This window comes from Amycolatopsis roodepoortensis, from assembly GCF_014873915.1.
GTDB lineage: Bacteria > Actinomycetota > Actinomycetes > Mycobacteriales > Pseudonocardiaceae > Amycolatopsis > Amycolatopsis roodepoortensis.
The window spans coordinates 1,275,727-1,302,483 of the sequence record NZ_JADBEJ010000004.1 but is presented as its reverse complement, the minus strand read 5'-3'; the positions used below and the strand labels follow the sequence as shown (position 1 = coordinate 1,302,483).

The following is a 26,757-nucleotide window of genomic DNA, read 5'->3' as shown; positions in this document are numbered from 1 at the left end:
GGGTGATGAGCACCGAGAACGCGCCTGAGCTTCCGCCCCGCCGTCTGCTGTGGACACTGCTGGTGGCCGCGGTGCTGCTGGCCGCCGACCAGCTGACCAAATGGTGGGCCGTCGACGCCCTCACCGACCGGGCGCCGATCCCGGTGATCGGCGACTTCATCCGGTTCCGGCTGCTCTACAACCCGGGCGCGGCGTTCTCGCTGGGCGCGAACTCCACCTGGATCTTCGCGATCCTGGCCGCGGTCGCGGTGGTCGCGCTGCTCTGGATCTCCCGCAAGGTCCGCTCGGCGGGCTGGGCGATCTCGCTCGGGTTGCTGCTCGGCGGCGCGACGACGCATCTGGGGGACCGGTTGTTCCGCGAGCCCGGCTTCGCGCGCGGCCACGTCGTCGACTTCATCGACTACAACGGCTGGTTCGTCGGCAACGTCGCCGACATCGCGTTGTTCTTCGGCGCCGTCTCGCTTTTCGTGCTGAGCTTCCGCGGCGTCCCGATCGAGGGCGTCAAGGAGTAACGAGACAGAACTCGTTCCCTTCCGGATCCGCGAGCACGACCAAGCCGTCTTCGGCACGCGCGAGTACGTGCGCACCCAAGGCGACGAGCCGTTCGACGCTGTCGCCCGTCAGATCCAGGTGCACCCGGTTCTTGACGGTCTTCGATTCCGGCACCAGATTGAAGAAGAGCCGCGGCCCCGACGCCGCTTCGACCAATACCGAAGGGTCGTCCTCGGGGCCCGAAAATCCCAGCGAACGAAGGCGATCAAGCTCTTCTTCGTCATAGGCTGCGATTTCGTAGCCGTCGAGCGCGGCCGCCCAGAAACGGGCGAGCGAAGCCGGATGACGGCAGTCGAAGACGACGTCGCGAAGCCTGGCCATGGCCTCATGGTGACAGCCCGCTCGGCTCGTCGCGCCATGTTTGATCGCGTAGGATTTTGTGTAGTTGATGGAGGAGGATTTTGTGCTCGCGCGGCAGCGACAGGCGGTGATCCTCGAGGAGGCGCGCCGGACCGGGGCGGTCCGGGTCAGCGACCTCGTCGCGCGGCTCGGCGTGTCCGATATGACGGTGCGCCGCGATCTCGACGTGCTCGCCGGCCGCGGCCTGGTCGAAAAGGTCTACGGCGGCGCCACCTCCGTCGTCGGCAAGAGCACCGACGAGCCCGGTTTCGAGGCCAAATCCGTGCGACAGCGCGCGCAGAAGGAGGCCATCGCCGCGCTCGCCGCCGGGCTGGTCCGGCCGGGCACCGCGATCGGCGTCTCCGCGGGCACCACCACGTGGACGCTGGCGAGGGCGCTCGACGAGGTCCCCGGCCTGACGATCGTCACGAACTCCATCCAGGTCGCCGACGTGCTGCGCGGCGCGAACCAGCCGGATCGCACGGTGGTGCTCACCGGCGGCGTCCGCACCCCGTCGGACGCCCTCGTCGGGCCGGTCGCCGTGCAGAGCCTGCGGTCGCTGCACCTGGACGTCGTCTTCCTCGGCGTGCACGGGATGGCCGACGGGCCCGGGTTCACCACGCCGAACCTCACCGAATCCGAGACCGACCGCGCGCTGGTCGAAGCGGGCCGCAAGCTGGTCGTGCTGGCCGACCACACCAAATGGGGCGTCGTCGGCATCTCCACGATCGCCGGGCTCGAAGAGGCCGACGTCGTCGTCTCGGACGACGGTCTTTCCGGCCGGGCAAGGGAAACGCTCACCGAGCAGGCGGGTGAACTGATGATCGCCGAAACGGTGGATACGGCGGAAGCCGAAGAAGCGTGAAGCCGGCGGCCGTTGGCGCCATACTCATGTGCGATGCACAGCATTGGCTCAGGAACTTCTCAGGACCATCCCGCAAGGTGAAGACATGACCGAGAACGACCCCAGCGGCCAGGACGCCGAGAAGGCGCGGCCCGCCGTCGCTCAGCCGGACGCGGAGCAGAGCGCGAACTGGGCTCAGCCCGCGCCGCAGCAGCCCGACGCGACCGGCCTCGGCGGCCATGCCACTCCGCACACCGGAGCGCAGCAGGCCTACTCCCAGGAACAGCAGCAGTACAACCCGTGGTCCCCGCAGGCGCAGGCCCAGCACGCGCCCACGCAGGGGCACCAGATCCCGGGCCAGCAGACGCCGTTCACCCAGCCGGGTCCGTCGGTGTACGCGGTCCCGCAGCAGCGGCAGGCGCAGAAGTCCACTTCGGGCAAGCTGCTCGCCGGTGTCGCGGCGATCGCGCTGGTCGTCGGCGGTGTCGCGGGCGGCACGGTCGGCTACCTGACCGGTGACGCGTCCGGCGGCTCGGCGGTGAACGCGCTCGACGCGCCGAAGCCCGCCCAGCAGACGGGCAACCTGCCCGCCGGTTCGGTCGAATCCGTGGCGCAGAAGCTGTCGCCGAGCGTGGTCGAGTTGCAGGTGTCCGGCCGGTCGGGTGCGGGCGAGGGTTCTGGCTTCGTGCTCAGCACCGACGGCTACGTGCTGACCAACAACCACGTCGTCGAGGTCGCCGCCGGTGGCGGGCAGATCCAGGCGGTGTTCCAGGACGGCAAGAAGGGCACGGCGACCATCGTCGGCCGCGACCCCACGACGGATATCGCCGTGGTGAAGGTCAGCGGGGTCAGCGGCCTGACCCCGGTGGAGCTCGGCCGCTCCGACGACCTGCGCGTCGGGCAGCCGGTGGTCGCCATCGGCTCGCCGTTCGAGCTGGCCGGCACGGTCACGTCGGGCATCGTCAGCGCGCTGAACCGGCCGGTGAGCGCCGGCGGCAACGGCGACCAGACCACGGTGATGTCGGCGGTGCAGACCGACGCGGCGATCAACCCCGGCAACTCCGGCGGCCCGCTCGCGAACATGGCGGGCCAGGTCATCGGCATCAACTCGGCGATCTACAGCCCGAGGTCCGCGCAGGGCCAGGGCGGCGAGAGCGGCGGCAACGTCGGCATCGGCTTCGCGATCCCGATCGACCAGGCGCGCCGCACGGCCGACGACATCATCAACACCGGCCAGGCGACGCAGACCTTCATCGGCGCGCGAGTGCAGACGGCGCCGACCGGTGGAGCGCAGCTCGGTGAGATCTCGCCGGGCAGCCCCGCGGAGAAGGCAGGCCTCAAATCCGGTGACGTCGTGACGAAGCTGGACGACCGGCCGATCCCCAACGCGGACGCGCTCGTCGCCGAGATCCGCACCAGGGCGCCGAACGACAAGGTGAAGTTCACGCTCGGCGGGGACAAGGTCATCGAGGTGACCCTCGGCGGGCAGCCCGTCACGCCGAACTAGCCATCCCAGAAACGCTCGGCCGCAGTGCGCGGCCGAGACCAGCTCCGGCTCGAACCCCCAGCGGGCCGGACCCAAGAGCCACGCGCGACCGGCTGCCAATCCCGGTCGCGCGTGGCTCTTTCTAGTGATGGGTAAGGCAATTGCGCGCCGCCCAGGTCAGGAAGGGGTTGCGAAAGCCACTTTCGCAACGTTGAAGGTTGCGAAAGTGGCTTTCGCAACACCGCGGATTCTGGTCGGACCATTCATCGCAGACGGCACCGCCGCGTGTCGCGAAAGCCACTTTCGCGACATGTGACGTCCCGAAAGTGGCTTTCGCGACACGTCGCTGTACGCCCCGGAGCAGGCAACCCACCAAGACCTATCTATTTCGCCCTCCGCCGCAGCAGCGCGGCCACGAGCACACCGAGCCAGACGACTCCCAGACTGACGAGCAGGCCGGTGACGGTGTCGGCGTCGTGCAGGCCCGGGTTCCGAGCGCCGCCGAAAGGCCGCCACAGCAACGGGATCGCGAGCAGTGTCAACACCCCGCTGAGCACCGCTCCCGTCTTGACCGGCGTCATCCAGCGTTCCGGGAGGAACCTGCTCAGCGTGAACCCCACCGCGCCGACCAGTGGCGCGATCAGCAGATCGTGGACAAGCGGGCCGCCGGCGAGCCAGCCGAGTGTCTTGAAGACGTCCGGGCGCAGCGGGAACGCGTACTCGGAGAACAGCACCGCGCCCCACGCGAGCGCGGCGAGGCCGGGCAGGAACAGCAGCAGCCGCAACGTCTTCACAGCGTCTCCAAGCGGGTGACCCATTTCGTCTGCAGGACGCCGGGCCGGTTCGGGGCGATGATCCGGCACGGGAAGCCGTGGTCGGCGTCGAGCACCTCACCGTTGAGTTCCAGTGCCAGCAGGGTGAGGTCGTCCGCGGTGTGCTCGCCGGGGAGATCGCTGATCCCGTAGGGCCCGGCCTTCTCCAACGAGAACACGCGGACCGGTGTGCCCGGCGTGCTTCCGGCGTGCCGCAACAGATCCGGTAGGGAGACGCCGCTCCAGCCCGCGGACTCGCTCCATCCTTCGACGCACGCGATCGGCAGTTCGGCCGACGTTCTCGGGAGAGCGCGGAGTTCTTCCAGTGAATAGGTCTTCGTACCGTTCGGCGTCACCACCGAAAGCCGCCAGCCGGGGTCGTTCGCCGTGTCCAGGACACCCGCCGCCGAGGCGGTCCGGTTCACCGGCAGCCCTTGCGGTCCCTTGTCGCTGCGCCAAGACAGCCCGGAAACGTTTCGTAGCAAGGGGACCGTCGCTCCGGCGGTCGCCACGACGGCGACACCCGCGGCGAGCCAGGTCGTGCGGAGGAAGGCGCGCCGCGAGGGCTCGGGCTTGGTCGTGAGTGAGCGGCGGACGATCGGGAGTTTCACCGCGATGTGCACCAGGATCGAGCCGATCGCCACCCACGCGACCGCGTAGTGCAGCTGCGGGAAGTAGAACGCCCACGGATAGTTCTGCGCGACGTTGAACAGGCCGGTGACTAGCTCGAAGAAGGCGGCCGCGGAAAGCACCAGGATCGACAGGCGTTCCAGCGCGTGCGGCAGCGAGCGGATCACGGGGCGCTCGAACAGCTTCGGGTAGACGCTCCAGAGTTTGGCCAGCAGCAAGGGAACCGACGCGATACCGGAGATCACGTGCGTGCCCTGGGTGACCCGGTACAGCCAGACCGGGCGGCTCGGCCAGCCGAACCACGACGGCGGATGCTGGATGAGATGGCTGATCAGGCCGGTGACGAAGCACAGCGTGAACGTGACGGCGAGCGCGAGCCCGATCCGGGACGTCACCCGCTCCGAAGGGGTGTTCATGCTTTCTCCAGGCAGGCGAACCAGCGGTGGCCGTGGCTGGTGGACCACGCGACGCGGAACGCGGTGCGGGCGGCGAGGTCCGCGATCGCCTCGACGCCGACCCACGCCCAGGTGAACCAGGCGCCGTTGTCGGGCCGGAGACGGACCCGGTCCTGCCGGAGGCCGCGGCCGGGTGGGTCGAGTTCGACGAGCACCGTCCCGCCGTCGGTGATCAGTTCCGCCATCCGGGCCAGGAGGCGACGCGGGTCGCCGCCGATGCCGATGTTCCCGTCGGCGAGCAGGGCATGCCGCCAACGCCCTTCGCCGGGGAGCCGGTCGAACACGTCCCGGTGCAGCGCGGCGGCGCCACGGGCGTGGGTGAGCCGCACGGCGGTGGCCGAGATGTCGACGCCGAGCGAGGCGACGCCGCGTTCGGTCAGCGCGGCGGTGAGCCTGCCGGGCCCGCAGCCGACGTCGATGGTCGGGCCGTCGCAGGCGTCGAGGAGGACGTCGTCGCCTTCGCAGGGGATGGCCGTCCAGCGGTCGACCGGCAGGTCGACGCGTTCCCCGGTCGCCAGTTCCAGCCAGCAGCGGTGGCCGAGCAGGCCGCGGTCGAAGGCGGTCACCGGACTTCCGCCACCGCTCGGGCGAACCGGCCGTGCGGAGCCGCCGCCGCGACCCGGCGCGCGTCCGCGATCGTGTCCACATCGGACAGTGTGGGCAGTATGCCGGGATGAAGCCCGATTGCGGCCAGGGCCTGCACAGTCTGGCGTCCGGTGTCGTCACGCGACATCGGCACCCCGGCGAGAGCCTTGGCGTGCAGCGGATCCTTGAGGCCCAGTGCCCACCAGCCACCGTCTTCGGCGAGTCCGAGGACGGCATCTTCCGGCCGGTCGGCCGCCTCGGCCAGGAGCGCCGGGGTGACCTGCGGGGTGTCCATCCCGATCTGCAGCACCGGTTCGCCGGGGCGGGGCGCGTCGGCGTAGGCGTTGACCAGCCGCAGGTCGAAACCTTCCCCGCGTTGGGGGATCACCTCCGTTTTTCGTAGCATTAAAGCGATTTCCGGGCCGCGGACGGCTTCGTCGAGCTCGCCGGTCATGGCGACGACTACGCGTGCCTCCGGGGTCAGGAGGGCGGCTTCGAGAGTGTCGAGCAGCGAGGCGGCCGCGATCTCGGCCGCTTGCTCCGGTGTCGCGGGCGGGCAGAGGCGCGTCTTCGCGAAACCGGGCACGGGCGCTTTGGCGACGATCAACAGACAGAAGGTCATCGGCTCAGCACCCGCCCGAAATCCCTTGCGGCCCGCAGGGTTCCCCGCAGTGAGCCGGAGACCTTCGATTTCGTGCCCTTGGCGCGTTCGCCGTAGGACACGTCGAACTCGGTGACCCGCCAGCCCGCGCGATTCGCCTTGATCAGCAGTTCGAGCGGGTAGCCGAAGGCACGATCGGTGACGTCGAGATCGAGCAGGGCCTGCCGCCGGACGGCCCGCAGCGGCGCGATGTCGCGGACCGGCAATCCCTTGTACCGCAGGAGAGACGAGATCAGCGCGTTGCCCGCTCTCGCGTGCCATGGCCAGACTCCGGGGCCGGTGGGCACCCGCCGCCCGACCGTCAGATCGGCATCGGCCAGCCCGCGCACCAGCGTCGGCAGCTCGGCGAGGTCGAGGGAACCGTCGGCGTCGGCGAAACAGACGACGTCCGCCGTGGCCGCCTCCAGGCCCGTGTGCACCGCGGCGCCGTAGCCGCGCCTGGGCTCGTGGACGACCTTCGCCCCGAGCCCGGCCGCGATTTCGGCGGAGCCGTCCGTGGAGCCGTTGTCGACCACGATCGCCCGGTAGTGTCCGGGCAGGGCCGCCAGCACCCCGGGGAGGGCGCCGGCCTCGTCGAGACAGGGGAGCACGACGTCAACCTGGTCATCGTTCACGCAACGCACGTTAAGTCCGGGGTGGACGGACGAGAACCCTTACGCTGCTTACCGAATTCTGACGTCGGGCAAGTTCTTACCGAGTTCTGACGGTCCGCGTCGCCCGGCCGCCGGGCAAGGGGAACGCGGTTATGGTGCCGGTGATGTCCACTGTCACCGCCCCTTCCCGTACCGGCCGCCGGGCCGATCTGATCGCCGTGGGGCTGGCGATGCTCGTGGTCGCCGCCGCGATCGCGGTCGGCCTCCACTACAACCGGCCCGGTTCCGGCGTGGTGATCTACGCCTTCGCGCCGCCGCTGTTCGGGTTGTGGCTGCCGCATGTGGGGCCGGGTTCGGTGGCCGCGGTCGTGCTCGCGCTCGTGGTCGTCACCAAAGGTCCCTTGCTCGCCGCGCGGCTGGGCTGGCGTCCGCTGCTCGCGCTCGGCTACGTGACCGCGCTGGCGTGGACGTTCTCGCTGGCGATGGTCGACGGGTGGGCGCGCGGTTTCACCGGCAGGCTCACCACGGAACACGAGTACCTGCACGAGGTTCCGGGGATCACCGACATCCCGAAGATGCTGGCGGAGTTCTCCTCGCGCATCCTGGACTTCCAGCCGGATTCGTGGACGACGCACGTCTCCGGGCATCCGCCGGGCGCGACCCTGGTCTTCGTGTGGCTCGACCGGCTCGGCCTGCAGGGTGGGGCGTGGGCTTCGACGGTCGTCGTACTGGTCGGCTGCCTGGCGGTGGTCGCGGTGCCGGTGACGCTCGCCGCGCTGGGCAGGCAGGACGCCGCGAGGACGGTCCTTCCCTTCGCCGTCCTGACCCCGGGCGCGATCTGGATCGGTGTCTCCGCGGACGGTCTCTTCGCGGGGGTCACGGCGACCGGGATCGCGCTGCTGGCGCTCGCCACGCGACGGCGGATCCTCGCGCTCCCCGGTGGTCTGCTGCTCGGGTTCGGGCTCTTCCTCTCCTACGGTCTCGTGCTGCTCGGCGTGATCGTGCTGGCCGTCGTCGTGCTGACCCGCGAATGGCGGATCCTGCTCCTCGCCACGGCGGGCGTGGCCGTGGTCGTGGTGGCGTTCGCGCTGGCCGGGTTCTGGTGGCTCGACGGCTATCACCTGGTGGTCGAGCGCTACTACCAGGGGATCGCGACACTGCGCCCGTACTCCTACTGGGTGTGGGCGGATATCGCGGCGGTGCTGATCGCGCTCGGCCCGGCCGTGATCGCCGGGACGCGGCGGGCGGGCGCGGAGTTCCTCGCCGGGCCGAAACGGTCGTTCCGCGAGCCGGTCACCCTCATCGTGGTGGCCGCGGTACTGGCGATCGCTTTCGCCGACCTGTCCGGCCTGTCGAAGGCGGAGGTCGAACGCATCTGGCTACCGTTCGAGGTGTGGCTGCTGCCCGCGGTGGCGCTGCTGCCGCCGAAGGGGCGGCGGTGGTGGCTCGCCGCGTCGGCGGCGACGGCGCTGGTGGTGAACCATCTGGTGCTGACGAGCTGGTGAGTTCCTGTTGGCGGAGCTGCGACGAATTCGGAAAGGTGACAATACGTGTGAACCCGCCCGGCCGAAGGCCCCGCTATCGCGGTGGCAGGGCGCCCTCGCGGTCCGACGTGAGTTGCTCGACCAGGCAGCGTCCTGCCGGCGTCGATCGCGGCCGCGGGTTTACTGACAGACGATGAGGTGGACGACATGACAGAGCAGGGCCGCGTACTCGTGGTCGACGACGACGAGACCGTGCGGGACGTCGTCCGGCGGTACCTGGAGGTCGCGGGCTTCGAAGTCGACGTCGCCGGTGACGGCACCGAGGGGTTGCGGCTGTTCTCCGCGACCGGGCCGGATCTCGTGGTCCTCGACGTCATGATGCCCGGCCTGAACGGCCTTGAGGTGTGCCGCCGCCTGCGCCAGGTGAGCCAGGTGCCGGTCGTGATGCTGACCGCGCTCGGCGAGGAGGAGAACCGGATCGCCGGGCTCCAGCTCGGCGCCGACGACTACGTCACGAAACCGTTCAGCCCCAAGGAACTCGCGTTGCGTGTGGCGTCGGTGCTGCGGCGGGCGCGGATGCCGCGGCCCGAACCGGCGGCACGCGTGATCACCGACGGCGACCTCGCGTTGCAGATGTCGGCGCGGCAGGCGGCCCTCGGTGGCGTGGAACTTCCGCTGACGAGCCGGGAATTCGATCTGCTCGCGTTCTTCCTCACCCATCCCGGTGTCGCGTTCTCCCGCGCCGATCTGCTGGAGAAGGTCTGGGGGTGGGACTTCGGCGACCAGTCCACGGTGACCGTCCACGTGAGACGGTTGCGGGAGAAGATCGAGAAGAACCCGGCGAAACCCGTCCGCGTCGCCACCGTGTGGGGCGTCGGCTATCGGTACGACCCGGTGCGGCGATGATCGGCTCCGGTGAGTCGTTCGGCGAGATGCTGGCGCACGCCTGGCACATCCTGCCGTTCGCGCTGATGTTCGCGTTGCCGGTGATGGTGCTCGGCGGTCTGGCGCTGTACCTGCTCCGCCGCGGTTCGCTGGCCAGCACGATGACGATCCTCGTGCTGATCCCGGTGCTCGCCACGCTGATCGCGGTGCTCGGGATCAGCGGGTTCATGTTCACCCCCGCGCTGACGACGATGACGCTGGTCTGTGTGCTGGTCGCGCTGGTGACCGTGCCGGCGGCGCTCGTGCTCGGCCGCGCGATCGCGCGCCGCAGTGTGTGGGAGCGGGAGGCGCGGGAACGGGAGCGCGCGGCCGAGGCGTCGCGGCGCGAACTGGTCGCGTGGATCAGCCACGACCTGCGGAGCCCGCTGGCCGGCATCCAGGCGATGGCCGAGGCCGTCGCGGACGGCGTCGTCGCCGATCCGATCGAGGTCACCGGCTACGCGCGGCGGATCAGCGGGGAGACCACGCGGCTGTCCGGCATGGTCGGCGACCTGTTCGAGCTCTCGCGGATCACCGCGGGCGCGCTGCAGCTGACCATGGCGGCCGTTCCGCTGCGCGACGTCGTGAGCGACGCCGTCGCCGCGCAGGCGCCGCTCGCCGAGCAGAAACGCGTGCGGATGATCGAGTACGCGAACGTGTGGCCGGTCGTCTCCGGCAGCGACCCGGAACTGGCGCGGATCGTGCGGAACCTGGTGTCCAACGCCGTGCGGCACACGCCGCCGGACGGGACGGTCGCGGTCCAGATCGGCATCGAGGGCGGCGAGGCGCTGCTCGCGGTCTCCGACGGCTGCGGCGGGATCCCCGAAGACGAGATCGGGCGGGTCTTCGACGTCGCGTTCCGCGGGACGACGGCGCGCACGCCCGAGCGCGGAGGGCTGGCGAGCGGCGGCGGGCTCGGGCTCGCGATCGCGAAAGGCCTGGTCGAGGCCCATCGCGGCCGCATCGGCGTCCGGAACGACGGCCCCGGCTGCCGGTTCGAGGTCCGGCTCCCGCTCGCCATGCGCTGACCGTGTCAGCGGCGTGTCACCGCGGTGTCAGGGCGGGCCGCGATCGTTGCCGCCATGACGACTTCAGCGAAGCGATTCTTCCGACGGGCCGGGATCACCGCGGTGGCGGCCGCACTGCTGGCCGGGATCACGCCCGGCGTGGCCGCCGCGGACAAGGGACGGGACCGGCCGGACCTGCAAGCGATGGCCGAGCAGATCGTCGCCTCCGGTTTCGCCGGGACACAGCTGCGGGTGCACGACGCGCGGGGCGACTGGACCGGCAGCGCCGGGGTGCGCGAGCTGGGCTCGGCCGCCAAGCCGCCGACGAACGGGCGGTTCCGGATCGGCAGCAACACCAAGACCTTCGTGTCCACCGTCGTCCTGCAGCTGGTGGGCGAGGGCAAGGTGGGCCTGGACGCGCCGGTGGCCGGGTACCTGCCCGAGTTCGGCCTCGACCGGCGGATCACGGTGCGGATGCTGTTGCAGCACACCAGCGGCCTGTTCGACTACACCGGCGCGATGCTGCCCGACGGCACGATCGTGCCGGGGATCCCCTTGACCGGTAAGGAGTTCCTGGACAACCGGTTCCACACCTACCGCCCGCAGGAGCTGGTGCGGTTCGGCCTGTCCAAGCCGCCGCTGTACGCGCCGGGCACGGACTGGACCTACACGAACATCAACTACGTCCTCGCCGGGCTGGTGATCGAGAAGGTCGCCGGCCGTCCCTACGGCGACGAGATCCAGCGCCGGATCCTGCGGCCGCTCGGACTGCGCGACACCGTGGTTCCCGGTACCTGGCCGGGCATCCCCGGTCCGCACGCCCACGGTTACTACCGCTACGAGGAGAAGCCCGGGCAGTGGAAGACGGTCGACATCACGACCCAGAACCCGTCGTGGGCGTCCAGCGCCGGTGAGATGATCTCGACCACGAAGGACCTCCACACGTTCTTCTCCGCGCTGCTGGGCGGAAAGCTCCTGCCGGCCCCGCTGCTCGACGAGATGCGCAAGCCGCACCCGAAGGGCGGCTACGGCCTGGGCATCTACGTGCAGGAAGCAAGCTGCGGCACCGTCATCAAGGGCATGGGCGGTTTCCACGGCTACGGGACGGTCATGGCCAGCACGCCCGACGGCAGCCGGACCTACGAGCTGTCCATGACCTACGGTGACTCGGACGCCGATCTGGGCCAGGCCTACAACAAGGCCGACCAGCTGCTCACCGACAAGGTGCTCTGCGGCAAGTAGGTCAGAGCCGCAGGAACCCCATGTCCGGGAAGTGGGCCGGCGCGATGATCGCGCCGGTCTCTTCCGCTTCCGCGAGGAAGCGCTGCCGGGTGCGGAGCGCGAGATCCGGGTCGGCGTCGCCGAGGAAGCCCACCCGCGTGTCCGTCAGCTGCGCGGGCGTGTGCAGGACGTCGCCGAGCAGCAGCAGGCGCTCGTCGTCCGCCGTGATGTCGAGGACGTAGTGGCCGGGCGTGTGCCCCGGGGCGTGCCGCGCCACGATCCCGGGCGCGATCTCGACCCGGTCGCCGCTGATCGCCTCGGTCAGCCCCGCGCTTCGGGCGGTCTCCATGCCGACACGGCTCCATTCGCCCGTCCCGGCGGGCGCGATCAGGGCCTCCCAGTCGAGTTGGCCGAAGACGACCTGAGCGCCGGGGAAGGTCAGTTCGCCTTCGGGCGCGATCCAGCCGATGTGGTCGTTGTGCAGGTGGGTGAGGAAGACGGTGTCGATCTCGCCGACCGGGCAGCCCGCCTTGTCCAGCGCGGCCGCGAGGTCGCCGCCCGTGCCCATCGGCGGGGTGGGATCGCCCTTGGCGGGCGTCATCCCCGGCGGGAAGGCGAATTCGCGCGGGCCGAGGCCGGTGTCGACCAGGATCGTGCGGCCGTTGCCGCGGATCAGGTACGCGCCGGTCGGGACGTGCACGGTGCCGTCCTCGTCGAAGATCTCCGGGTGGGCCTCGGGGTCGAGACCCGGGAAGAACGCGAGCGGCAGCCTGATCAGACCGTCCCCGAGCGCTTCGATCTCGATGTCTCCGACGGTGATGCCCACCAAAACCCCCAAAAAGCCGATTCCGTTGCCGGGAACGACAACCGGCGGAGGGCCCGGTCTGTTCCCGGTTTCAGAGACCGGCCGGTTCCCGCAGCTCAGCGGTGGCGAACCCGGCGATGCCCTCGGCGAAACCGGTTCGCGCGGTGAAGCCGAGCAGCCGCCGGGCGCGGGCGGGGTCCGCGACGACGTGCCGGACGTCGGCGGGCCGGGCGCCGCCGGCGATCTTCGGGGACGGCCCGCCACAGGCCTTCGCGAGTTCCTCGGCGAGTTCGCCGACGGTGTGGGGCTGCCCGGAACAGATGTTCAACGGTGTCAGGTCACCTTCGGGCCCGTCGGCGTGCAGAGCCAGGACGTTCGCCCTCGCCACGTCGTGGACGTGCACGAAGTCGCGCTGCTGTTTCCCGTCCTCCAGCACGATCGGGGCCTCGCCGCGCAGGAGCGAGGAACGGAACAGCGACGCGACGCCCGCGTACGGGGTGTTCTGCGGCATCCGCGGTCCGTAGACGTTGTGGTAGCGCAGGGCCCAGACCGTTCCGCCGGTTTGCCGGGCCCACGCCGCCGCCAGATGTTCCTGGGCGAGCTTGGTGGCCGCGTAGGTGCTTCGCGGCCGCAGCGGCGCGTCTTCGGGGACCAGGCGCCAGTCGAGCTCGGCGCCGCAGGTAGCGCACGACGGCTCGAAGCAGCCGGCGTCCACATCGGACCGCTTCCGCGGCGACGGCGGCACGATCCCGTGGATGGGGCATTCGTAGCGGCCTTCGCCGTAGACGACCATCGACGAGGCGAGCACCAGCTTCCGGACCCCGGCCCGGTGCATCGCGGCGAGCAGGACGGCGGTCCCGTAGTCGTTGTTCAGCGCGTACGACGGCGCGTCGGACGGATCGACGCCGTGCCCGACGACGGCCGCCTGATGGCAGACCGCGTCGACACCGTCCAGCAGCTCCGCGACCAGCTCCGGGTCGGTGACGTCGCCACGCAGGAACCGGTGGCGGCCGGTGTACTCCGGCGGGCGCGACGAACCGTGCGCGGTGCTCAGGAGGTTGTCGAGGACGACGACCTCGTCACCTTGATCGGACAGCAGATCGGCGATGTGGGAGCCGATGAAGCCGGCCCCGCCGGTTATCAGTGTTCGCACCGTTCCGACGCTAGGGGCGATCCCGGGCGGCGGCGCCGGATCGCGGGCTCACGTCAGGGAATCGTCACAACTACGCGGCACCGCCGAAGCGAAGATCAGCCGAAACCGGATACGGTGTGACCATGGAACGGAGCGCACAACGGCTGGGCCGCGCACTGGTGGTCATCGTGGACGATCGGGTCGCCCACGGCGAACACGAGGACAACACGGGACCGCTGGTCACGGAGCTGCTCGAAGAGGCCGGATTCATCGTCGACGGCGTCGTCGTGGTCGAGGCCGAGACGGCCGCGATCCGCAACGCGCTCAACACCGCGGTGATCGGCGGTGCCGACCTGGTGATCACCGTCGGCGGCACCGGGGTCTCGCCGCGCGACCGCACCCCCGACGCGACGGCCGGGGTGCTCGACCGCCCGATCCCGGGCATCGGCGAAGCCCTGCGCGCCTCCGGCCTGGCCGCCGGCGCGGTGGACGCGGGGATCTCCCGCGGGCTCGTCGGCGTCTCCGGCAGCACGCTGGTGGTCAACCTCGCGGGTTCGCGCGCGGCCGTCCGCGACGGCATGGCGACGCTCTCGTCGCTGGTGCCGTACGTGATCGACGAGCTGTCCGGGCTCGAAGAGGCCTAATTTTCAGAGGCTCAGTTTTCAGAGGCCCGGCTTTCAGGAGGCGGGGCCTTTCGGGGCGGGTCCGGGTTCGGTCCCGGGCTCGCCCTTTTTGTCGTGGTGCAGCACTCCTTCCACCTTTTCGGTGACCTGGCCGATCTTGTCCTCGAACCGGCCGCCGGTGACCTTGTTCGCCCCGGCCGACGCCGCCGAGACACCCTTGGCCGCCACGTCGCCCGCCTTCTCGGCCAGCGGCCCGGCCTTCTCGCGGACTTCGCCCGCGACCTCTTCCGCTTTGTGGATGGCCTGCGCGGCCAGCCCCTTCGCTTTGTCGACGATGCTCATGCGCTGATGGTCCCACCGGCGGGCGGCCCCCGCGACCGGTGCGAAAATGGGTGTCATGCCAGGTGAAGACGAGGACAAGCGTTCCTCCGCGGCGAAGAAACGGCGGGTCGACGAGATCTTCGGCGACGTCCTGCCGGACACGACCTCCGACGAGCGAGAGCCGGGGCAGCGCACCCCGGACTCCGACTCGTGGTTCCTGGAGAACCGGCCGCCTCACCACGACCGGTGACCCGGGTCAGTTCGCGCGGTTCTGCTGCGCGCGCAGCAGGTCACGGATCTCGGTGAGCAGTTCGACGTCGGTCGGCTCCGAGGGGCCGGCCTCTTCACCGCGCTTGCGCCGCTCCTGGACGTGCTTGACCGGCAGCACGATCACGAAGTAGACGACGGCCGCGACCAGCACGAAGTTGATCGCCGCGTTGATCACGCCGCCGAAGTCGAGGAACGTGGCGTCGTTCTCGGCCAGGATGTTGAACCCCAGCCCCTTGGCGGCGTCCGATCCGCCGATGGTGTTGATCAACGGTTTGACCAGGCCGTTCGTGAAGGCCGTGACGATCGCTGTGAACGCGGCGCCGATGACCACCGCGACCGCGAGGTCGACGACGTTCCCGCGCATCAGGAAGTCCTTGAAGCCCTTGATCAAGACGCTCTCCTCTTTCACCTGGGACGGTTCGCCGACCGTCCCTTTCTTCCGTACCGGGGGGACGCAGGCGCCCGCCGCCACAGGGCAGGCGCGAGCTAGCGGAGGGTAACCGTTATGGACCGTTCCAGCGAGGTGGCCGCGACCCGTGTCGCGATCGCGGAAGGCAGGGAAAGCAGCACCAAAGGTCCCTTGCTTCCGGCACGGGGCGACGTCGGATCGCGGGTGCTCTGCTCGCCCACCGCCGCCACGACGGCCGCGCTGGCCAGCACGGACGCCTCGCGCCCGGCTTCGGCGGCCGCGACGACGTCGACGCGGCGGCCCGGCCTGAGCAACTCCGCGACACCGGCGTCGGCGAGCCTCACCGGCACGGTCGAACTCTCGGGATCACCCGATCCGGGGATGCCCGCGTCCAGCAGGCGGACGTCCGTCAGCGGTTCGCCCGACCGCGCCGCACCGACGAGCATCCGCCCCTCCACCGAGGAAGGCAGGCCGGTGGCGCCCTGTGGACGGACGTCGTCCGGGAGGTCGACGAGTTTGACGTCCTCGGCGCGCAGCAGCGAGCCTGCCGGGAGGTCGCGGGCGGAGACGACGGTCGCGGTGCCGGGCGTGCCGCGTGCGGACGCGGGCAGGAACAGCGCGATCAGGCCGCCGAGCAGCAGGGAAAGGGCGAGCCAGCGGCGGAGCAGCCGGGCCGGCCTGCCTTGGAGTCTTCGCAGGACGGGCAGTTGATGGAACACGGGATCCCCCTCGTCGATCGGTGATGATCTCGACGTTAGGGGCGGGTGCGCCGCCCTGGAAAGAACGAAAACCCCCGGCTGTGGATAACCGGGGGCCTGTGGACAACTCGGGACGTCAGGAAGCGGCGGCGGCCGTTTTCGTCGTACCCGTGGAGGAGGATGTCGCGCTCTTGGTCTCCGGCTTCGACTCGCTCTTCGACTCCGTCTTGGTCTCGGACTTGGCCGGGGCCGAGGTGGTGCTGGCCTTCGAGTCACGCGAGTCGGTGCGGTAGAAACCGCTGCCCTTGAAGACCACGCCGACCGAGCTGAAGACCTTGCGAAGCGGGCCCGAGCACTGCGGGCACACGGTCAAGCTCGCGTCGGAGAACGACTGCACGGCCTCGAAAGCGTGGTCGCATTCCTTGCAGGCGTACTGGTAGGTGGGCACTGCTGCTCCTTCGTGCATTGGCACTCAGCCGACAAGAGTGCTAACGCCCTACGGTACCGGGGCATTCCGACGCAGGTCAAACAAGGTTTCCCAAGGTCACATGACGACCTGGTCACGCCCTCTGTTCCGTACCTGTTCCTTGCCGGACCGAGATCGGCTCTGGTCCAGGGTACGAGCCGTCATGAGCTGGGCGGTCTCCGAGCGTGCCGCCCGAGGGGCTCGCCTTCCTGCTCAGTGCTCACTCTGGCGGCCCCTCCGGCCAGGGAGAGGGCGGGGTGAGGGCGCCGGGCGACTTCGTGCCGGAATCCTCCCGCCGGGCGCGGGGCTTCGCGACGTGGGCGGCGCTCAGCGAGCTGGGCCGCACGGGGATCGCCGAGATGATCGAGCGGTGCTGCCCGCTGGCCAGGAGGTTCGCCGAGAAGCTCACCGAAGCGGGCGTCACCGTCGTGAACGACGTCGTGCTGACACGGAGCGCGTGGTCGAGACCGTGCAGCGTTCCGGTGAGTGCTGGATGGGCGCGACCACGTGGCGCGGCCGCCGGTTGATGCGCGTCCCGGTGTCCGACTGGAGTACGACTGAAGCGGACGTCGACCGCGGTGTCGCCGCGATTTCGGCGGCGTACCGGTGAACCCGGCCGCTCAGCGCCCGCGGGGTCACGGTCGCGGGCGCTGAGCGTTCCGGCGAGTCGGGGCGGTGCCACGGCTCCGCTTCCGGGGATCGTCAGCCGGGGTGCGAACTGGGGACTCGACCCCCGGTCCGCGGCGGCGCCCTTTCTCGTCCGTCAAAAGTAGCCTCCGGCGCTGCCGCCCGGCCTCTTCCCGATTGCGTGGCGCGCCGTCTGTAAAGGGTGTCGTCTCACCTCCGATCGGAAAGGCTCGAATATGGCGGACGCGAAGCGCCGCGGGAAATCGACGTGACCTTCACCGCCGAAGTCGTTCCTGATTCCAATAGCGGCCTGCCCTGGGTGAACATGCAGGAATTCGCCGAATTCTCCGGTACCGGAATGGCCGTCGAGGTCGGCGGCACCGTGGGCGGTCACGACCACGAGGCGACCAGGTCACCGTGCGCCTGATCAGGAGGATTTCCCGAGAAGAGCGGGTCGGACGCGGGCTGGAGTGTCCACAAGGGACGAAAGAAGCTCGCGAACCCGCCGGTCCATGTCGTCCCGTAGCGGCCGGATGCCGACGATCCCTTCGGTTTCCGGGTCGGGGACGACCCATTCGACGTATCTTGTCCCTTCGGCGACCGGATAGGTCTCGCAGCCCATGGTGATGACGATGTCGGCCGCCGCCACGTCTTCGTAGGTGACCCGGCTCGGCACCTCGCCCGAGATGTCGACGTCCCATTCCGCCAGCGCGCCCGCCACCAAGGGATTGATCCGCTCCGCCGGGTCGCACCCCGCGGACCGCACGGTCACCCGGCCGAATCCGTGATGCTTCAGCAACGCGGCCGCCATCTGCGATCGGCTCGCGTTGTGCACGCACACGAAAAGGATATCCGTCATCTTCTCGCCCGCTCTCCTCGGTTTCGTGGCCTGCTCCCGACGTTACCCGTGAAAATCTCATTCGTGGGACATGCGGAAAAGAGGCGCAATCGAGGAGAAGTTCACCGTTCCGTCCCACTCGCAGTCTTGAAGAAGAGGACGGTATAAGGGTGGTGACACACTTCGGCCGGTGTTCGAAATGGACGGCAGGGGTGGTCGATGACCGAGATACGGGTGCACGGCGCCGTCATGGCGCACCCCCGGCGCCGGGCAGAGGCGGAAGCACTCGCGCGACTCGATCCCGCCGGTGCGACGCGGGTCGTCCTGGACCCCGATCCGGACGGGCCGCCGACGGCCGCGCGCACCACGAGACTGGCCTGGAGCGGCGTTCCCGACGACGCGACCCACTTTCTCGTCCTGCAGGACGACGTCCGGCTCGCCGACGGCTTCTTCGAGCACGCGCGGAAGGCGGCCGGGCGGCTGCCCGGCGACGCGATCGCGTTCTACGCCAACTGGAACTCGCGCAACGGCGCGGCCGTGCGGATGGCCGCGGCCGCCGGTGCGGACTGGGCGACGGCGGTCAACGAGTACGCGCCCTGCGTCGCGTTGATGCTGCCGGCCGAGATCGCGCGCGGTTACGCCGGATACGCGGTCCGCGACGGTGACCGGTGGCCGTGCGACGTGCTGATGTTCCGCTATCTCAAGGCAGTGGGGACACCGATCCGCATCGCGGTGCCGAACACCGTCGAACATTCCGGCCTGCCCAGTGTCGCCGGCAACGACGCACACGGTCTGCGGCGTTCCGCGTGTTTCTCCGCGGTCGCCCCCGCGACGGCCGGTGACGCGCTCGCCGAGCACGAAGTGATCCCCTTCCACAAACACCTGACTTCCGAATGCGCCGTACGCGGCGACGGGTACTGGGAGTACCTCGGAACAGAACGGCTCCTGCGGCGATCGGGGATTTCGCCGCAGGAGTGCAGAACCGGGTTCGAACGCGGCTCGGACCTGTCCGAAGCCGCCTGGCAGACCTGGCTGACCGCGTTCGCCATGGGACTGTCCACTGTGGAACACAGTGGTGCGGTGCTGGACCAGGCGCTGGCGACCATCGGCCCGGGCGGTCTCTGCGATCGGCTGCTGGCGTCCGAGATCGAGGCGATCACACCCTCGCACCACGACGTCGCCGTATGGGGTTTCGCGGCGGGGCGTGATCGAGCGGGCAGGCCCCGGCGGCCACGCCGGGGGACCGGGATCCGGATCGCGATCACCGGCCCTGGCGGCCCGCTCGCCGAGCACCTTTCCGGACTGCTGACCGAACTCGGCCACGACGTCGTCGACAGCGCGAGGGCCGCCGAGGGGACAAGGCGCGTGCACCTCGGCGACGTGGCGGATCCCGGCGACGTCTTCTGCGCGATCGTCGACGCCGGATCGCGTGAGCACGTCCTGCGGTTCGCGACGCCGATCGGGCCGCATACCTCGACGGAAACCCTGGTGGCGCACTGGATCGAGCTGGCATGGACCCGGCGGCCGCTGCCGGTCGACCCCGGCCGCGTCCACCAGTTCACCGACGTACGCGACATGGCGAGCGCGATCGACGCGGTGCTGACCGGCGGACCGGTCGCGCCGGTGTACGACATCGCGACGGCGACCCTCACCGGGAATGAACTGGCGAAGGTCGTCTGCGCCGCGGTTCGCGCCGTGCCGACCGAAGTCGTCACCGCCCCGTCGGACACGCGCGTGATGAAGCTGGGCCTCGCGGCCGCGGAACTCGGCTGGACGGCCACGGTCCCGGCCGACGAAGCCGTCCGGGCCTTCGGCAAATGGCTCGCCTACGACGTGGACCGGGTCCGATGAGGATCCTCGTCGCGGGCCCCGTCCCCGAAACCAGCGACTACGGCAACGGCGTCACCGCGCGCCGGTGGGCGCGTCTGCTGCGGAACCTCGGCCACGAGGTCCGGGTCGCCCAGGACTACGACGGCGAGCGCTACGACCTGCTCATCGCCTTGCACGCGCGCAAAAGCGAGGCCGCGATCCGCGCCTTCTCCGCCGCTTGCCCGGACACGCCGGTCGTGATCGCGCTGACCGGCACGGATCTCTACCCGGACCTGGTCACCGGGGGCGTCGACCTGGGCTTGCTCGGACGAGCCGCGCGGATCGTCGTCCTTCAGCCGCGAGGACTTCTCCAGGTTCCGTTGGGGCTTCGCGGCCGTACCAGGGTGATCATCCAGTCGATGCCGCCGATTCCGGGCGAGGCACCGGCGGAGGACCGCTTCGAGGTCGCGTTCCTGGCACACGCCCGGCCGGTCAAGGATCCGCTGCGGCTGAGCGAGGCGGTGCGCCTGCTGCCGTCGTCGTCGCGGATCACCGTGACCCATGTCGGCGGCGTGCGCGAGGACGACGTCGGCGAGCGGCTGCGTGCCGAGTCGGCGGAAAACCCGCGCTACACCTGGCTCGGCCCGCTGCCGCGACCCGAAGCGCTCGCCGTCCTCGCCCGCAGCCGCCTGCTGGTGCTGACGTCGCTGCACGAGGGCGGGGCGAACGTGGTCACCGAAGCGCTCGCCGCCGGGGTCCCGATCGTGTCCACCCGCGTCCCGGGTTCCGTCGGGCTGCTCGGTGAGGACTACGCCGGCTACTTCCCCGTCGGTGACACGGCCGCGCTCGCCACCGTGCTCGACGACGCCGAGCACGACCGCGACGGGCTCTACACGCGGATACGGCGGCAGTGCGCCGCCCGCCGCGCTTCGGCGGATCCGGAGCGCGAAACCCAGGCATGGCGACGACTGCTCGCCGAAGCGGTGCCGGCGAACTCCGGATACGAGGGAGTGCGATGAAACTCAGGAAGAGCGTTCCGAAGGTCGGTGGTGGCGGGGTGCACCGGGAATTCACCGCCGAGCAGACCTACGCGCGGATCGAGCCGCATCTGCGGCGCGCCGGGGTCACCCGGGTCGCGGAGATCACCTGGCTCGACCGGGTCGGCATCCCGGTCTACAACGCCATCGCGCCGCGCGCCAACGACATCATCTCCGTCTACAACGGCAAAGGCCTGACGAACATCGACGCCAGGACGTCCGCGGCGATGGAGGCGATCGAGCGGTTCTCCGCCGCGCTCCCGGTGCGGCCGCGGGTCATCGCGTCCTACGAGGAGCTGGTCGCCGAGGGCCGCACGGTGCTGGATCCGCGCGAGAACAACGCGGAGCTTTCCGCGCACTACCGCGACGATCTCCCGATCTCGTGGGTCGAGGCGTACGACCTGATGAACGAAGAGTCCGTCCTCATCCCGCAGGCGTCCGCCGTCTACGGGCTGAAGTTCCATGAACCTCCTTGCTACAAGGTGCTTTCCACCAATGGCCTGGCGTCGGGGAACAGCCTCGAAGAGGCCATCTGCCACGCGCTCACCGAATTGATCGAGCGCGACTCGATGACCAACGCGGAACTCGTGAGCAGCCAGCTGGCGCAGGTGCTGGAAAAGGGCATCTTCGTCGAGCCGCAGCCCGAGCACATCACGTCCTACCTCAGGGAACTCCACCCGCACGTGGACCTGGAAACGCTGCCGCCGCTCGCGAAGTCCCTCGTGGACAAGTTCCACGACGCCGGGCTGAAGATGCGGATCGTGCACATCACCTCGGATCTGGAGATCCCGAGTTTCCTCGCCGCCACCTCCGAAGACCTCGGCCCGACGACGTCGCAGGGCCACGGCGGATTCGGCACGCATCCCGACGCGAACGTCGCGCTCATCCGCGCCATCACCGAATGCGCGCAGGGTCGCGCCGTCGACATCCAGGCGATGCGCGAGGACATCCGGCTCCCGACCGAGAACGTGTCCAAGTACCAGAACCACGTCCAGCGGTCGGCGACGATCGACAAGGGCGCGTGGGCCTGGCGGCCGATGCGCAAACAGGTCGCGTTCGACGAGATCCCGTCGTGGACCACCGACGACGTGATGACCGACATCGAGCTGATCCTGGACCGGATCCGCGCCGCCGGTATCGACCGCGCGCTCGTCGTCGACCTCTCGCCGCCGGGGATCCCGGTGAGCGTCGTGCGGGTGATCGTGCCGCGGCTCGAATCGTGGGCCGTCGACCACTGCAAGATCGGCCCGCGTGGCGCCGCGGTCTGGAACGACACGCTGCTGGAACTCTCCGCCCGGATCCGGGCCGCCGAACTTTCCAAGCCCGCCTAGGAGATCGTCATGCGCGCAGTGGTTTTCATCGGCCCGAGCATCGACATCGAATCGGCTTCGGCCGAACTCGACGTCGAGTTCCTGCCGCCGGTCAAACGGGGCGACCTCGCCGGACTGCTGGCCAGGCCGGAGCCGCCGGAGGCCATCGGCATCGTCGACGGCCGCTTCCTGCAGAGCCTGTGCGTCTCGCCGAAGGAGGTGCTCGAAGCGATGGACCGCGGTGTCACGATGTTCGGTTCGTCGAGCATGGGCGCCTTGCGCGCGGCGGAATGCTCGCCGTTCGGCATGGTCGGCGTCGGCAAGATCTACGAGGAGTACTTCTCCGGGCGGATCGATGCCGACGACGAGGTCGCCGTCACCTACGACGAGGAGAACCTCTCGGCGTTGTCGGAGCCGATGGTGAACATGCGGTTCGCCATCGCCGCCGGTATCGAGCAGGGCGCGTTCGCCCCCGGGACGGGCGAGCGGTTCCTCGAGATCGCCAAGGAGCTGTACTTCCCGCAGCGGGTCAACCGGACCGTGCTCATGCTGCTGCGCCGGGAGATCCCGGAGGACGAGCACGCCAGGATCGCCGCCTTCTTCGCCGGCGGGGCCCCCGACACGAAACGCGAGGACGCCCTGCTGCTCCTCGCGGCGATGCGGGACTTCCTCGACCCGGCCACCGAACCGCAGATCAGATCCGTCGACGTCCGAGGTGCGCTGTGAACATCGACCCGTCACTCGCCCCGCTGGCCGGGTTCAGCCCCGACCAGCTGGAACGGTTCCTGGAGGCCGTGCGGACGTCGTCCGACGGCGTCCAGGGCACGCTGGAATCCCTGACCATGACGATCATGACCTCGATCGAATGACCGCGGCGCCTTTGGCGGAGGAGACTGTCACACCGTCGAAGGTGGGCATCTTCTCCAGGGAGTACCGGGCGAGCACGATCGGCTTCGCCTGCGTGATGTTCCTCGAAGGGTTCGCCGCGCTGGCGCTGGTCACCACCCTGCCGGTGGCGGTCGGCCAGCTCGACGGGCTCCACGTGTACGCGCTGGCGCTGGGCGGGTTCGTCACGATGAGCCTGTTCGGCAGCGTGCTGGCGGGCGAGATCGCCGACAAACGCGGGCCCCGGCTGCTGCTGATACTCGGACTGGGCCTGTTCCTTGCCGGGCTGCTGGTGGCGGGGACCGCGACCACGATGTGGCAGCTGATCGCCGGCCGCTGCGTGCAGGGTTTCGCGAGCAGTGTCGTGGTCGTCGGGCTCAACGTCACCATCGCGCAGTCGTATCCGCCGAAGCTGCGGCCGAAGGCGCTCTCGCTGATGAGCACCTGCTGGATCGTGCCGTCGATGATCGGCCCGGCGATCGCCGGGACGGTCACCGAGCTGCTGTCGTGGCGGTGGGTGTTCTTCGGGCTGGCGATCCTGGTCTCGGTCGCTTCCCTGATCCCGCTCGGTTTCCTGCGGCGGCTCAGCCCGGTGGCCGACGACGAACGCGCGACGCCGCCGGGTCTCGTGCGGGCCGCGGCGATCGTCGCGGTGGCGGCGGGGATCCTGCACTTCGGCGCGTCCGGATTGGACCTGACACATCTCGCGTTCGCCGCCGTCGGCGTCGTCGCGCTGGTGATCAGCGTGCCGCGGCTGCTGCCGGAAGGGACGCTCCGCGCGGCCAGGGGCATCCCCGCCGCGATCCTGCTGCGGGGGCTCAGCGCGGGCATCTACTTCACGCTGGAGTCCTACATCCCGCTGATGCTGATCAACCAGCGGCAGATCTCGGTGACCGTCGCCGGTGTCTCCTTCACCGGGGCGACGCTGCTGTGGGCGGGCGCGGCCTGGCTGCAGGGGCATCCGTGGGCCGAGGTGCCCCGGCACCGGCTGGTGCTGCTCGGTTCGGTGGTGATCGCCGGATCGAGCGCGATCGCGATCTTCGGCGTGTTCGGGTTCGTGCCGCCGCTGACCGCGAGCGCCGCGCTGATCGTCGCCGGATTCGGGATGGGGCTCGTGATGCCGAGCTTGACGGTGCTCGCCTTCGACCACTGCCCGCCGGAGGACCAAGGCCGGTACTCGGCCGCCATGCAGGTGTCGCAGGGCCTCGGGAGCGTGGTGCTGATCGGCGCGGCGGGGGCGCTGTTCAACGCCGGGACGGCCGTCGAGTACCCCGGTGCGCTGGTCTACGGCGTGGTCTTCGGGTTCGTCACCCTCGTGGCCGTTCCCGCCTGCCTGCTGGCACTGCGGAGCCGGGTGACCTGACCGATCAGGAATCGAGGAGCACGGGAACCCGATCCGTATCCAGCGGCGGGTGCGACCCCGCCGGGTGCGGACCGATCCCGATCAGCTCCGCACCGGCGGAGATGCCCTGGTGAAGAGCGGTCGCTGACGATGGGGACATGGACATTTCCCTTTCGCCCGCGGCCGGATCGGGCCGCCGGGCGGCGCGAAACGCGCAGGCCGCACGCCTGCCGTCGCTGACCGGGATGCGCTTCATCGCCGCGCTCGCGGTCTTTCTCTCCCATCTCACCCTGGAGAACCTGTTCGCCGACGACGGCGTCCAGAAGTCGATGACGGCGATGTTCATCCAGGGCGGTTTCACCGGCGTCGGATTCTTCTTCGTGCTCAGCGGATTCGTGCTGGCCTGGTCCGCACGGGAGAAGGACACGGCACGGACGTTCTGGCGGCGTCGGTTCTTCAAGATCTACCCGAACCACGTCGTCACCTTCGTCGCGGCGGCGTTGCTGCTGGGCTTCGTCGCGAACGAGACCTTCGACATCGGGACAGCGGCGCTGAACCTGTCGTTGCTGCAGGCCTGGGCGCCGGTCAACGGCGGCTTCAACATCGTCTCGTGGTCCCTTTCCTGCGAAGTGCTGTTCTACCTGTCGTTCCCCTTGCTGTTCCGGTACATCCGCCGGATCCGGCCGGACCGGCTGTGGTTTTGGGTGGGCGTGGTCGTCGCGCTGATCCTGCTCGTCCCGCTCGCCGCGACCTCCCTGCCGAACGAGCCCTACCTCTGGTACGCGGAGACCTCGGTACCGCGGTTCTGGTTCGTCTACGCGTTCGCCCCCGTACGCCTGCTCGACTTCGTGTTCGGCATCCTGCTGGCGCGGGTCGTGCAGGAAGGGCGCCGCCTGCCGCTGGGATTCGGCTGGGCCGCCGCCCTTTCCCTGGTCGCCTACGCGACGGCGCCGCTGTTCCCGATGACCTACAAGCTGACGGCGGTCACCGTGGTGCCCCTCGGCCTGCTCATCGCGGCGGGCGCGGTGGCCGACCGTGACGGGAAACGGACCTTCCTGGCCGGCCGCCGGATGGTGTGGCTCGGTGAAGTCTCCTTCGCCTTCTACATGGTGCATTGGCTCGTGCTCACCTTCGGGGTGAGGTGGATCGGGGACGAATGGGGGACACCGGCGGCGCTGGGGGTGACCGCCCTGCTCTTCGGCGTGACGCTCGTCTTGTCCTGGCTGCTTTACGCGGGCGTGGAACGACCCGTCATGCGGCGCTTCTCCACCCGGCGCAGACCGCGGTTCGTTGTGTATCGGCAAGATCCGGCTTCCGCGAAAACCGCGGCACCGGCACCCACGGTGAGGATGGAAGACCATGGCTGAAGAACTCGACAGTTTCCCGTTCCCGCAGGGCCCGCGGGGCCGTCCCGTCGAAGACTACGAGCACCGCCTGCGGGAATGCCCGCTCGGCAACGTACGGCTCCAGAGCGGCGACGTGGCGAGGCTCGCGGTCCGGTACGACGACGTCGTCAAGGTGCTCAGCGACCAGCGATTCAGCCGGAACCTCACGTACGAGGGGGCGCCGAGGCAGGCCGACGGTCTCGATTTCACCGTCGACCCCGACATCATCATGAACATGGACCCGCCCCGCCACACCCGGCTGCGCCGCCTGCTGGCGGGGACCCTGACCCCGCGCAAGGTCGAGGAGTGGCGGCCAAGGGTGCGCACCATGGCGAACAAGATGATCGACGGGCTCGATGGCCCGGTCGTCGACGTGGTGAGCACGGTCGCGTTCCCGTTCGCCGTCGAGGTGATCAGCGAGGTGATGGGGGTACCGGGGATCGACGCCGAGCGGATCCGGCACTGGTCGGATCTCCTGCTCCCGTCCGGCGGCCTCGGGATCGAAGAGCAGACCGCGGCGCTGATGGAGTTCGCGGCGTACTGCGTCGAACTGATCGAACAGGTCCGCCACCTGCCGGGCGACGGCGTGCTCCAGACGATGATCCAAGCGCGGTACGAAGGCGACCGGCTCACCGACGACGAGCTGGTGCGCAACACGATCGGCATGTTCCTCGCCGGGCACGAGACGACCGGATCGGTGCTGTCCCGTGCGTTCCTGCGGCTGCTGGCCCCGCGTGAGCACTACGACCGCCTGGTCGCCGAGCCCGGTCTGATCCCCAGCGCGGTCGAGGAACTGCTGCGCGTCGAGGTACCGGGGGACGGCGCTCCGCTGCGGGTCGCGTTGGAAGACGTCGAGCTGGCGTCCGGGACGATCCGCAAGGGTGAGGCGGTCGTCGCGTCCTTCGTCGGGCCGAATTACGATCCGGCGATCTACGACGCCCCGCGGGAGCTGCGCCTCGACCGGGACGAGAAGGCCCATCTGACCTTCGGCCGCGGGGTGCACTTCTGCCTCGGCGCGAACCTGGCGAGGATGGAGATGCAGGAACTGATCGGCGCCTTCGTCGACCGGCATCCGGATCTCTCGCTCGCCGAGGACCCGGACGAGGTCGAGTGGACCGACAGCGCCTTCAAGCGGCCGTCCCGGCTGCTGCTGAACCTGCGCTGAGCAAAGACGAAGGGAGCTTTCCCCGCGTGAGACGCGAGGAAA

31 protein-coding genes and 1 pseudogene are annotated in these 26,757 nt (G+C 69.8%); 19 read left to right on the top strand and 13 right to left on the bottom strand.

The window, feature by feature from the left end:
- The first annotated feature begins 5 nt into the window (after positions 1 to 5).
- Positions 6 to 512, top strand: a complete 507-nt coding sequence (gene lspA, locus H4W30_RS16800) for a signal peptidase II (protein WP_192743657.1) — start codon at positions 6 to 8, stop codon at positions 510 to 512.
- Here lspA and H4W30_RS16795 read toward each other — a convergent pair.
- On the bottom strand, positions 502 to 873 hold the full coding sequence (locus H4W30_RS16795) for a VOC family protein (RefSeq protein ID WP_192743656.1): 372 nt from the start codon (positions 871 to 873) through the stop codon (positions 502 to 504). The two genes, lspA and H4W30_RS16795, sit on opposite strands and share 11 nt — an antisense overlap.
- A 67-nt stretch (positions 874 to 940) precedes the next feature.
- Here H4W30_RS16795 and H4W30_RS16790 point away from each other — a divergent pair, with 67 nt between their 5' ends.
- Entirely contained in the window at positions 941 to 1,756 is an 816-nt protein-coding gene (locus H4W30_RS16790; protein WP_225949361.1) for a DeoR/GlpR family DNA-binding transcription regulator, read from the top strand.
- A gap of 85 nt (positions 1,757 to 1,841) precedes the next feature.
- Complete coding sequence (locus tag H4W30_RS16785) at positions 1,842 to 3,242, top strand: S1C family serine protease (RefSeq protein ID WP_192743655.1); 1,401 nt, start codon at positions 1,842 to 1,844, stop codon at positions 3,240 to 3,242.
- A gap of 362 nt (positions 3,243 to 3,604) precedes the next feature.
- On the opposite strand, the gene H4W30_RS16780 is transcribed toward H4W30_RS16785, so the two are convergent.
- From H4W30_RS16780 to H4W30_RS16760, 5 genes are read right to left on the bottom strand one after another with little or no spacing between them, the layout of a single operon-like run.
- The gene (locus H4W30_RS16780) at positions 3,605 to 4,015 is read right to left on the bottom strand and encodes a hypothetical protein (protein WP_192743654.1); all 411 of its coding nucleotides are present in this window, start codon (positions 4,013 to 4,015) and stop codon (positions 3,605 to 3,607) included.
- Complete coding sequence (locus H4W30_RS16775) at positions 4,012 to 5,079, bottom strand: molybdopterin-dependent oxidoreductase (RefSeq protein ID WP_192743653.1); 1,068 nt, start codon at positions 5,077 to 5,079, stop codon at positions 4,012 to 4,014. Before H4W30_RS16775 ends, H4W30_RS16780 begins: the two co-directional genes overlap by 4 nt.
- Complete coding sequence (locus H4W30_RS16770) at positions 5,076 to 5,684, bottom strand: methyltransferase domain-containing protein (protein WP_192743652.1); 609 nt, start codon at positions 5,682 to 5,684, stop codon at positions 5,076 to 5,078. The genes H4W30_RS16775 and H4W30_RS16770 overlap by 4 nt, the downstream gene beginning before the upstream one ends.
- Complete coding sequence (locus tag H4W30_RS16765; protein ID WP_192743651.1) at positions 5,681 to 6,325, bottom strand: TIGR04282 family arsenosugar biosynthesis glycosyltransferase; 645 nt, start codon at positions 6,323 to 6,325, stop codon at positions 5,681 to 5,683. The genes H4W30_RS16770 and H4W30_RS16765 overlap by 4 nt, the downstream gene beginning before the upstream one ends.
- Complete coding sequence (locus H4W30_RS16760) at positions 6,322 to 6,978, bottom strand: glycosyltransferase family 2 protein (protein ID WP_192743650.1); 657 nt, start codon at positions 6,976 to 6,978, stop codon at positions 6,322 to 6,324. Before H4W30_RS16760 ends, H4W30_RS16765 begins: the two co-directional genes overlap by 4 nt.
- Before the next feature lie 131 nt (positions 6,979 to 7,109).
- Here H4W30_RS16760 and H4W30_RS16755 point away from each other — a divergent pair, with 131 nt between their 5' ends.
- From H4W30_RS16755 to H4W30_RS16740, 4 genes are all read left to right on the top strand, one after another.
- Entirely contained in the window at positions 7,110 to 8,462 is a 1,353-nt protein-coding gene (locus H4W30_RS16755) for a hypothetical protein (protein ID WP_192743649.1), read from the top strand.
- A gap of 186 nt (positions 8,463 to 8,648) precedes the next feature.
- Positions 8,649 to 9,347: a response regulator transcription factor gene (locus H4W30_RS16750; RefSeq protein WP_034305757.1), complete on the top strand. Its 699-nt coding sequence runs from the start codon at positions 8,649 to 8,651 to the stop codon at positions 9,345 to 9,347.
- On the top strand, positions 9,344 to 10,393 hold the full coding sequence (locus tag H4W30_RS16745; protein ID WP_192743648.1) for a sensor histidine kinase: 1,050 nt from the start codon (positions 9,344 to 9,346) through the stop codon (positions 10,391 to 10,393). The genes H4W30_RS16750 and H4W30_RS16745 overlap by 4 nt, the downstream gene beginning before the upstream one ends.
- A 54-nt stretch (positions 10,394 to 10,447) precedes the next feature.
- Positions 10,448 to 11,614 carry a serine hydrolase domain-containing protein gene (locus H4W30_RS16740; RefSeq protein WP_192743647.1) on the top strand — a complete coding sequence of 389 codons (1,167 nt, stop codon included), beginning with the start codon at positions 10,448 to 10,450 and terminating at the stop codon, positions 11,612 to 11,614.
- 1 nt (position 11,615) lies between these two features.
- On the opposite strand, the gene H4W30_RS16735 is transcribed toward H4W30_RS16740, so the two are convergent.
- Positions 11,616 to 12,419: an MBL fold metallo-hydrolase gene (locus H4W30_RS16735; RefSeq protein WP_192743646.1), complete on the bottom strand. Its 804-nt coding sequence runs from the start codon at positions 12,417 to 12,419 to the stop codon at positions 11,616 to 11,618.
- A 70-nt stretch (positions 12,420 to 12,489) separates the two neighbouring features.
- Positions 12,490 to 13,551, bottom strand: a complete 1,062-nt coding sequence (locus H4W30_RS16730; RefSeq protein WP_192743645.1) for an NAD-dependent epimerase/dehydratase family protein — start codon at positions 13,549 to 13,551, stop codon at positions 12,490 to 12,492.
- A gap of 122 nt (positions 13,552 to 13,673) precedes the next feature.
- On the opposite strand from H4W30_RS16730, the gene H4W30_RS16725 reads away from it, so the two are divergent.
- Positions 13,674 to 14,174 (top strand): MogA/MoaB family molybdenum cofactor biosynthesis protein, encoded by a 501-nt coding sequence (locus H4W30_RS16725; protein ID WP_005155592.1) that lies wholly within the window; start codon positions 13,674 to 13,676, stop codon positions 14,172 to 14,174.
- A gap of 33 nt (positions 14,175 to 14,207) precedes the next feature.
- On the opposite strand, the gene H4W30_RS16720 is transcribed toward H4W30_RS16725, so the two are convergent.
- Entirely contained in the window at positions 14,208 to 14,495 is a 288-nt protein-coding gene (locus H4W30_RS16720; RefSeq protein ID WP_192743644.1) for an Rv0909 family putative TA system antitoxin, read from the bottom strand.
- A gap of 55 nt (positions 14,496 to 14,550) precedes the next feature.
- Here H4W30_RS16720 and H4W30_RS16715 point away from each other — a divergent pair, with 55 nt between their 5' ends.
- A complete protein-coding gene (locus H4W30_RS16715; protein ID WP_192743643.1) occupies positions 14,551 to 14,724 on the top strand; it encodes a hypothetical protein in 174 nt (57 codons plus the stop codon).
- Between the two features lie 6 nt (positions 14,725 to 14,730).
- On the opposite strand, the gene mscL is transcribed toward H4W30_RS16715, so the two are convergent.
- From mscL to H4W30_RS16700, 3 genes are all read right to left on the bottom strand, one after another.
- Positions 14,731 to 15,135, bottom strand: coding sequence for a large-conductance mechanosensitive channel protein MscL (mscL, locus tag H4W30_RS16710; protein ID WP_192743642.1), 405 nt, complete (start codon positions 15,133 to 15,135; stop codon positions 14,731 to 14,733).
- A gap of 95 nt (positions 15,136 to 15,230) precedes the next feature.
- The gene (locus H4W30_RS16705) at positions 15,231 to 15,872 is read right to left on the bottom strand and encodes an SAF domain-containing protein (protein ID WP_192743641.1); all 642 of its coding nucleotides are present in this window, start codon (positions 15,870 to 15,872) and stop codon (positions 15,231 to 15,233) included.
- 115 nt (positions 15,873 to 15,987) lie between these two features.
- Positions 15,988 to 16,299, bottom strand: coding sequence for an FmdB family zinc ribbon protein (locus H4W30_RS16700; protein WP_126736849.1), 312 nt, complete (start codon positions 16,297 to 16,299; stop codon positions 15,988 to 15,990).
- A gap of 254 nt (positions 16,300 to 16,553) precedes the next feature.
- Here H4W30_RS16700 and H4W30_RS16695 point away from each other — a divergent pair.
- Both H4W30_RS16695 and H4W30_RS16690 read left to right on the top strand, forming a co-directional pair.
- Positions 16,554 to 16,927: pseudogene (locus H4W30_RS16695) on the top strand (aspartate aminotransferase family protein); the annotation flags it as partial.
- 285 nt (positions 16,928 to 17,212) lie between these two features.
- Complete coding sequence (locus tag H4W30_RS16690; protein ID WP_192743640.1) at positions 17,213 to 17,371, top strand: hypothetical protein; 159 nt, start codon at positions 17,213 to 17,215, stop codon at positions 17,369 to 17,371.
- Here H4W30_RS16690 and H4W30_RS16685 read toward each other — a convergent pair whose 3' ends face one another.
- Positions 17,372 to 17,803, bottom strand: coding sequence for an arsenate-mycothiol transferase ArsC (locus H4W30_RS16685; RefSeq protein WP_192743639.1), 432 nt, complete (start codon positions 17,801 to 17,803; stop codon positions 17,372 to 17,374).
- A 198-nt stretch (positions 17,804 to 18,001) separates the two neighbouring features.
- On the opposite strand from H4W30_RS16685, the gene H4W30_RS16680 reads away from it, so the two are divergent.
- From H4W30_RS16680 to H4W30_RS16645, 8 genes are all read left to right on the top strand, one after another.
- Positions 18,002 to 19,633: an NAD-dependent epimerase/dehydratase family protein gene (locus tag H4W30_RS16680; protein ID WP_192743638.1), complete on the top strand. Its 1,632-nt coding sequence runs from the start codon at positions 18,002 to 18,004 to the stop codon at positions 19,631 to 19,633.
- Positions 19,630 to 20,610 carry a selenoneine biosynthesis selenosugar synthase SenB gene (gene senB / locus H4W30_RS16675; protein ID WP_192743637.1) on the top strand — a complete coding sequence of 327 codons (981 nt, stop codon included), beginning with the start codon at positions 19,630 to 19,632 and terminating at the stop codon, positions 20,608 to 20,610. Before H4W30_RS16680 ends, senB begins: the two co-directional genes overlap by 4 nt.
- Positions 20,607 to 21,959 (top strand): YcaO-like family protein, encoded by a 1,353-nt coding sequence (locus H4W30_RS16670; protein WP_192743636.1) that lies wholly within the window; start codon positions 20,607 to 20,609, stop codon positions 21,957 to 21,959. The genes senB and H4W30_RS16670 overlap by 4 nt, the downstream gene beginning before the upstream one ends.
- A gap of 9 nt (positions 21,960 to 21,968) precedes the next feature.
- Entirely contained in the window at positions 21,969 to 22,664 is a 696-nt protein-coding gene (locus H4W30_RS16665) for a TfuA-like protein (RefSeq protein ID WP_192743635.1), read from the top strand.
- Complete coding sequence (locus tag H4W30_RS16660) at positions 22,661 to 22,807, top strand: hypothetical protein (RefSeq protein WP_192743634.1); 147 nt, start codon at positions 22,661 to 22,663, stop codon at positions 22,805 to 22,807. The genes H4W30_RS16665 and H4W30_RS16660 overlap by 4 nt, the downstream gene beginning before the upstream one ends.
- Positions 22,804 to 24,186 (top strand): MFS transporter, encoded by a 1,383-nt coding sequence (locus H4W30_RS16655; RefSeq protein WP_192743633.1) that lies wholly within the window; start codon positions 22,804 to 22,806, stop codon positions 24,184 to 24,186. Before H4W30_RS16660 ends, H4W30_RS16655 begins: the two co-directional genes overlap by 4 nt.
- 137 nt (positions 24,187 to 24,323) lie before the next feature.
- A complete protein-coding gene (locus tag H4W30_RS16650) occupies positions 24,324 to 25,532 on the top strand; it encodes an acyltransferase family protein (protein WP_192743632.1) in 1,209 nt (402 codons plus the stop codon).
- Positions 25,525 to 26,715, top strand: a complete 1,191-nt coding sequence (locus H4W30_RS16645; protein ID WP_192743631.1) for a cytochrome P450 — start codon at positions 25,525 to 25,527, stop codon at positions 26,713 to 26,715. The genes H4W30_RS16650 and H4W30_RS16645 overlap by 8 nt, the downstream gene beginning before the upstream one ends.
- Positions 26,716 to 26,757: the final 42 nt, after the last annotated feature.